7 protein-coding genes are annotated in these 6606 nt (G+C 57.1%); 5 read left to right on the top strand and 2 right to left on the bottom strand.

Annotated elements, in window-relative coordinates; genetic code table 11:
- Positions 1 to 303: 303 nt before the first annotated feature.
- Entirely contained in the window at positions 304 to 1305 is a 1002-nt protein-coding gene (locus tag ACOYNV_RS24870; protein ID WP_422902499.1) for a DNA-binding protein, read from the bottom strand.
- A 1-nt stretch (position 1306) separates the two neighbouring features.
- Positions 1307 to 1522 (bottom strand): hypothetical protein, encoded by a 216-nt coding sequence (locus tag ACOYNV_RS24865; RefSeq protein WP_422902498.1) that lies wholly within the window; start codon positions 1520 to 1522, stop codon positions 1307 to 1309.
- 284 nt (positions 1523 to 1806) lie between these two features.
- On the opposite strand from ACOYNV_RS24865, the gene ACOYNV_RS24860 reads away from it, so the two are divergent.
- From ACOYNV_RS24860 to ACOYNV_RS24840, 5 genes are all read left to right on the top strand, one after another.
- Positions 1807 to 1956 carry a hypothetical protein gene (locus ACOYNV_RS24860; RefSeq protein WP_422902497.1) on the top strand — a complete coding sequence of 50 codons (150 nt, stop codon included), beginning with the start codon at positions 1807 to 1809 and terminating at the stop codon, positions 1954 to 1956.
- Between the two features lie 64 nt (positions 1957 to 2020).
- On the top strand, positions 2021 to 2305 hold the full coding sequence (locus tag ACOYNV_RS24855; protein WP_422902496.1) for a hypothetical protein: 285 nt from the start codon (positions 2021 to 2023) through the stop codon (positions 2303 to 2305).
- Complete coding sequence (locus tag ACOYNV_RS24850) at positions 2302 to 3495, top strand: tyrosine-type recombinase/integrase (RefSeq protein ID WP_422902495.1); 1194 nt, start codon at positions 2302 to 2304, stop codon at positions 3493 to 3495. The genes ACOYNV_RS24855 and ACOYNV_RS24850 overlap by 4 nt, the downstream gene beginning before the upstream one ends.
- Before the next feature lie 255 nt (positions 3496 to 3750).
- A complete protein-coding gene (locus tag ACOYNV_RS24845) occupies positions 3751 to 4002 on the top strand; it encodes a hypothetical protein (protein ID WP_422902494.1) in 252 nt (83 codons plus the stop codon).
- Positions 4003 to 4424: 422 nt separating this feature from the next.
- Positions 4425 to 6557: a hypothetical protein gene (locus ACOYNV_RS24840; protein ID WP_422902493.1), complete on the top strand. Its 2133-nt coding sequence runs from the start codon at positions 4425 to 4427 to the stop codon at positions 6555 to 6557.
- Positions 6558 to 6606: the final 49 nt, after the last annotated feature.

The raw sequence follows: 6606 nt of genomic DNA, 5'->3' as shown, positions 1-6606 counted from the left end.
AAGAATACCACCTCAACACGTCATATGATACGTTTATTTATTTACGCCGCCTAACCGCGATCACTCAAATCAGACGTTTGTCGACCCAAAATCTTTCTCTCATTTGACGTGCCCGCTTGGTCCTGTCAGTGTTAAGGTAGGTCGAGGTGGTTGATATGGAAGCATGTCGCAGTTTGTCGCGCACAGTCGTGAGATCGGCTCCAGGTGCTTGGGATCAAGCTACGCGAGATGATAACGAGGCGAATTGAGGTGTGTTGGGAAAATTTAACCATCCAGGTGAAAATTGATTTGTTCAGAATGACGCTATCCAAGCGCCTCTCCACTCTCCGCAGGTTGGACAACTGGGTACTCCGGCGATTGCCGGCTTTGCAGCACCCGTTCTGCGGCTTCGGCTCGAGCGCGTTCTACGGCAATAGTTTCTTGCATTACTTCAGATTTACCGCGCCAGGAGGAGGCTTCATCCCGCGCCGCATAGGCTTCCCGCCGATATCCTTCGGCATACGCTTTGGCGTTCTCGAGTTGTTCTTTGAGCTCATCGGCTTTGATTCGCGCCGCCAAGCGTATTTCATCGGTTTGCGCCATCAAATGCAGCCGATCGCCCTGCGCCATGGCTTGAACGCGGTCTAACTCGGCTTGATATTTAGCCTGCGCATCCGCCAGTTTTTCGTCGCCACGTTGGCGCTCAGTGGCCAGTTCCTGCACGTGGTGATCTCGAGTGGATGCCAGATCCGCCGCGTACCGGTCCCGGTCCGACGCGATGGTTGTTAACGCCCGAGCCAGGTCTTCCCGCAGACCGACGATCTGATCTTCACGGGTGGCCAGGGCGACGGAGGACTCACCGAGATTCTTCAAGGCGTCCTGAAGTAAATCATTTTTGGCGTCGAGTTGGGCCTGCAAGCCCTGGATGTCGCCGGCCAGCCGCAAGGACTCAAATTCGGCCTGAGCGGTCTTTTGGTTGGCCAGTTCCAGAGCCGCTTCAATTTCCGCACGCACCCCGGCGAGACGTCGATGGGCCTCCGAGTACGCCGCTTCGGCCTGGCCCAACGCCAGGGCCCAGGTTTTGCCGAGCAGTTCGTCAGAAGCCGTCACCAGATCGGTCGGCAAGTCGGGCAGGGTGCGTTTCGCCGATAGGCGTTCCGCCGAATCCTTGCGCCATTGGGCAATATACCGTTGGACGATCGCCGCGCTGCCCAGGCGACCAATTTTGTCATAAACATTGTTAAAACTGGTCGATTCACCTGCGGCCCAGAGTTCGACACACGCCGTCGCAACGGCTTCGGGTGAGACTTCCGATGACTTGGCCATCTCAGTCCAGTTCCCCCGGTCCCGCCGCGTCCCGCCGCTCCGGGAGCATTTGGCTTGCCGCGATCGCTTGTGCCGCTCCCGCCAAGTCGCCCACCAAGCAGCAGATCGCGGCGCGTAGGTTCCTGCGGTCCAGCGCGGGCGGGGTTCGGTCGTCGGCAATTTCCCGCAATTGATCGACGATGCGGGCGATCCCCAGGTGTTTAACTTCTGCGGTCATTTCGCAGGTTCCATGAATTTAATCGACCGACGGAGCATAGCACAAACCGTCACGATACGAACGTATAACGCGGGTTATATAACGCTGCATTGCCATCCTTTCAAATAATCGGTATACTGTGCAAACTTTGAAAGGCAGGCGTTTTTGGCGAACCGGCAAAACGCGCCACTTAATTTGAAGCCGCTGGACCCTTGCCGTTACTGGGTTTCGCGGGAGCCGCCAATCGGCGGCGGGAGGCGTGACGAGGATTCGCCGGGCGTAAAATTGATTAGGAGGGGCGTCCGATGGCAATAATTACGACAAAGCGGCGGCAAATGGGCGAGAAACCCATCCTCCTGACCGAATTCGCCGCTGCGGCCGAAAAACCGACGTTTCCGCCGGGCCATAACGCACGAGGCGATGTTCCGAAGGGGGTGAAGAAGGCGGCCGGTTAGCACTTTCAAAAGGTAATGGACAGCGCAAAGCGGCGACCTGCAACCGCAACAAAAAGGAGACTCGATGACGACCACCGGAAATCCCGCCGATCCACGGATGCACCACTGGCACCGGAAACAGGCACTATCCCCGGACGAATCGAAAGCGCGCCGGCGGTCGGTCGAGGATGGCTGGGCTGATCTGTGTCTTGAAGGATTGAATACGCCGCCCGACTTGGTCGCGCTGAGCGCCCCATTCATCCGTGGCGACTTGAGGCCCGACCTGTGCCGAACCGCCGGCTTTGCCCGAGCAAAATCCCTGGTGGCTAACCCGGGCTGGGTGCCTAAAACGGGCCGGCGGTCCAAATGATCCCCCCTGCCCTTTCGCAGGACCTGGTTCTCACGGTCGATCCTGATCTTCCCCAGCGCTCACCCGGCGTATTAACCCGAGCGACCAGCGACCGCGACGCTTGCGCCGTCTGGTTGGCCAAATATGCCCAGAGCCATCACACCTTTCTCGCCTACCAGAAAGAAGCCGATCGCCTGCTTCTCTGGTGCGACTGGCGCGCTTTGACTCTCTACGCGCTTGCCGTGGAGGACGTGGCCGCCTTTCGAACCTGGCTCCAGGACCCGCAACCCCGCGAAATGTGGTGCAGCAGTGCGGCCACCGGCAGCCTTCGCCGACACGTGCGCACCTTGACCAGCGGAGAAGCGAACCCCGAGTGGCGTCCTTTTGTAAATCCCTTGGGTACGCCTGCGGCACGGCAGAGCATGGTCATTTTGTTCGGCTTGTTTGAGCACCTGGTGGCTGTCGGCTACCTCCAGGCTAACGTCTTCAAGGCCGCCAGAACCCGCATCCGGCAACCCCAGTCACAGGGTATCGAGCGATTTTTCGACCATGCCGTGTGGTCGGCATTTCTGGCGTGGCTGGAAGCGCAACCCCGGGACTCCGAGCGCGCCGAAAAGACCTACCAGCGCAATAAATTCCTGATCGAAATGCTCTACCTGCTGGGCCTTCGCCAGTCGGAAATGGCGGCCGCGCGAACCACGGACATCCTGACCCTTAACGGCCAGCTGTGGCTCCGCGTCACCGGTAAAGGGAAAACGCAAAACGTCCCGATGCCGGCCGACGCGGTGGCTCCGCTTCGGCAGTACCGGGTGAGCGTGGGGATGTCGAGCTGGCCAGAATTTGGTGAGGATGTCCCGTTGTTGATGGGGATCATCAAAGCGTTTAAGTGGCAGCCCGGGGACCCCGCCAAATGCTTGACAGGTCGCGCGGTGCATCACATCACCAAAACGCTCTTTCAAGCCGCCGCAGGAGCGATGATTGACCCGGCGATCGCCCAGGTTTTGCAAAAAGCATCGACTCACTGGCTGCGGCACACCTGCGCCAGCCATATGCTTTCGGGCGGCATCGACCCGCTCGTCTGCCGGGATCACTTGCGGCATTCGAGCCTGACCACCACGGAAATTTACCTGCAAACGGCACGCGATAAGCAACACCGGGCAACCGAGCAGCACCGGGTCAGGCCGGATACCGGCGGAGTGGATGATAAATAAGCGCATCAGGGCATTTAAATCAGGCTTTGCGGGGATTGGTGGGCCTTTTATGATCAGAACGGCGGTTTTTCAGGAAAAAGCACGTATTTCAGCGTCAATTTGTGCATAAAACACCTAGTGCCTCAAGATGGCCAACAGTCACCTCATCTTGGATCTGCGGGGAAAGGTTTTCTTCACTCGTGATCGCGGCTAAATCGCACTGAGTTGATCACCTGTTCAGATATCTCTTGACCAGACCAGAAGCCAGGATTTTGATTGGTAATTTTCATTGCAGCGCACAATGCCGTTGGCTTGGGGCTTTTGGCAAAACTGGCCGGCGGCAATCGGCCACAAGCCGCCGTAGAAGCCTCCGAAAATCGATGTGCATCAACGGCGGGTAACTCATCAGATACCGGCCGTTCGACCTTGTTGGCTGTCAGCCCGCTCCTCGGCCTTTGCCGAATTCCAGAACCCGACCGTGTCGGTCAGCAAAGCGTCGGTTTCCTGTCGTTCGGCACCAAATCGTGACGAACGTCAGCTTCCTGTTCCGACGAATTCACACACTTGTTAAGGCTTGTGCAACGCCTACCCACCGGCATTGTGTTGTATCTTTTCAGTCCTCACGGTCAGGGTAGGCATCGCACAACCATTAACAGCAGCACGAGTAGCTGTTTTAAGAAACCTGCCATTCGCAGGAGTTTCGATGAATAATTGCTTTGGATAAACACTGCCGGCCAAAACCGGTCATTCGAAGTCAATAAAATAGCAAGTCTGCGAGGTCAGTTAATATCGTAAGGCAACGATTCTGTGCGTGCGTTAGGAAAGCTCACATTTCGTGTCACTCAGATCGGTCGTTCTTTGAACTTTTTCGTCACATCACCCTAACCGGCCTGAGTGCCAGATTGGTCACGAAAATGAACATATTATCGGTAGGTAGGGTATGGTCGTTGATGTTGCCTCTGGCATTTCTGCTCTCTTCTTCTGGCGTTCTCGCCAACGAGGCCGGTTCCAAAATAGTGCCGCGCACCATTGGTGACATCACAGCGCTACTGGATCAATACAAGCCGGACCCGAACAAAGTCGCCGAAGTTCGCCGGATTCTCGACAAGCCAATTCCCGACACAAAAAACGCAAAGGATTTGGCGCGCTTCTACAAGGAGAAAGCCGTTGCCGCCAAGGAAGTCGGCGCTGCGCGGGAGAATGTATTGGCGATGCGTAAAGTCGTAGAACACGGGGGGGAGTGGGATTACGGCGAGGACCTTATGCTATTGGCTCAAGCCGAATCCATGGCAGGCAATTTACTTCAGGTCATGGAACTGTGGAAACAGTTGCTCGACCAACTTCCTGCTGGAACCCATCCCGGCAAGCGCCTGAATGCCTACGCCAATTTAGCTGAAATTTACACCCGGTTTGGCGATCTGGAACAAGCCTCCCGTATGCTAGAAAACGCGGAGAACGAATACCGAATCGGCCTCAGTAAGACCAAAACGGCAGCCAATAACCGAAACACTTGGCTCTTCAACCTCGATGGATATAAGGCCGCCGCGATGGCTGCCCGAGGGAAGTGGCCTGAGGCCGAAGCTCTTCTGCGCCATGCGTCTGAACTGATGCCCAAGGCACTGGCAGATATCGAGATGGCGGACGTGCTAAAGGATGGCAGCACCCGGCATCCTGCAGGCTTCAAGAAATTCATGCCTCTTAGACATCAGTCGCGTCTCGCAGCAGTCGTTGCTGCCCAAGTTCGCCTCACCGAAGCCGAACTCCTTGCACGCGGCGCATTGCTTGATGGCATTAAGACCTTTGGCCGCTATTCCTACTACACCGGCACACTCATCACCCCTTACGTTCGGATTCTTATCGGTCAAGGCCGCTATGCTGAAGCCGAGCAACTGGCGCGCGCAGGTCTCGACATCTTCCGTCATGTTGGCACGCCCGAAGATTCTACCAACATCTATGACCTGCGTTCCGACCTCGGGGTATCGTTGGTGGCCCAACGCCGCTACGCGGAAGCCTTGGCCGAATTCAAGGGCATGAAAGAGGCTTTTTCCACCCTGCCGGCATTCCAGTCCAAACTCGTCAGTGGCAATCTGTACTGGGCGCTGGCCCTGATTGAAACCGGTGATACCACTGCCGCCATCGCCATGCTTGATGGTCTTATCGAAAAGAACCGGCGATGGCTTGGCGCTAATCACGCCGATACCGCGACGCTGCAAGCAGCACGTGGCATGGCCTTGGCACGCTCTGGTCAGCGTGAGGCTGCCATCAAGGAATTTCGCAGCGCCCAAGCGGTAGTGATGGCCGACGCACTCACGCAGGGCGACGAAACCTCGCCGCTCAAAGTACAAACCACGACGGCCTTGCTTGAGGCCTATATGCGCCTGCTGGGGGATATCCATGCCACCCCGTTAGAGAAAGCGATAGGGCTCAATGCCTCCAACGAAGCCTTCCGCATTGCCGACCTGCTGCGCGGCCAAAGTACGCAACAAGCGGTGGTTGCTTCAGCCGTACGTGCCGCAGCGAGTGACCCACTGATCGGCGCGGAAATCCGCAAGGAGCAAGACCTGCAACAAGAAATATCGGCGCTCTACCGAATTCTGCGTGACCTGATGACGGCCCCGCAAGAACAACAGCTACCCAAGGTCATGGCCGACATGCAGCGGCGCATTGAAACCAGCCGAAAAGAACAAAAGGCACTGGAAGCCGATATTGCCAAGCGCTTTCCGGCCTATGCCAACCTGATTCGCCCCCAACCGCCGAGTCTGGCCGAAGCCCGCGCCGTCTTGCGCCCCAATGAAGCTCTGCTCAACATTTTTACCGCCACCTCCGGCTCCTATGTCTGGGCTATGCGCAGCACAGGAGAGGTATCTTTTGCCGTCGTACCCCTAACCCGCGATCAGGTCAGCAGCATGGTGACGACGCTGCGCAAGGCGCTTGATCCGGGCGATGTGGATATTGCCACGCAATTGCCGAAATTTAATCTCGACGTTGGTTATCAACTCTATGCCGGCTTGCTCGAACCGGTAGCCGCAGGATGGAAAAGTGCTGATAGTTTGCTGGTGGCGGCCAACGGCGCCTTGAGCTGACAAATCTCGCCCCATTGGAGCCACCGAATCGCGGCCTAATGGTGCCAGC

Origin of the sequence: Propionivibrio sp. (assembly GCF_049316945.1) — a bacterium.
Taxonomy (GTDB): domain Bacteria; phylum Pseudomonadota; class Gammaproteobacteria; order Burkholderiales; family Rhodocyclaceae; genus Propionivibrio.
Note: the sequence above shows the minus strand (reverse complement) of the source record. Positions and strands in the feature narration are given on the sequence as shown.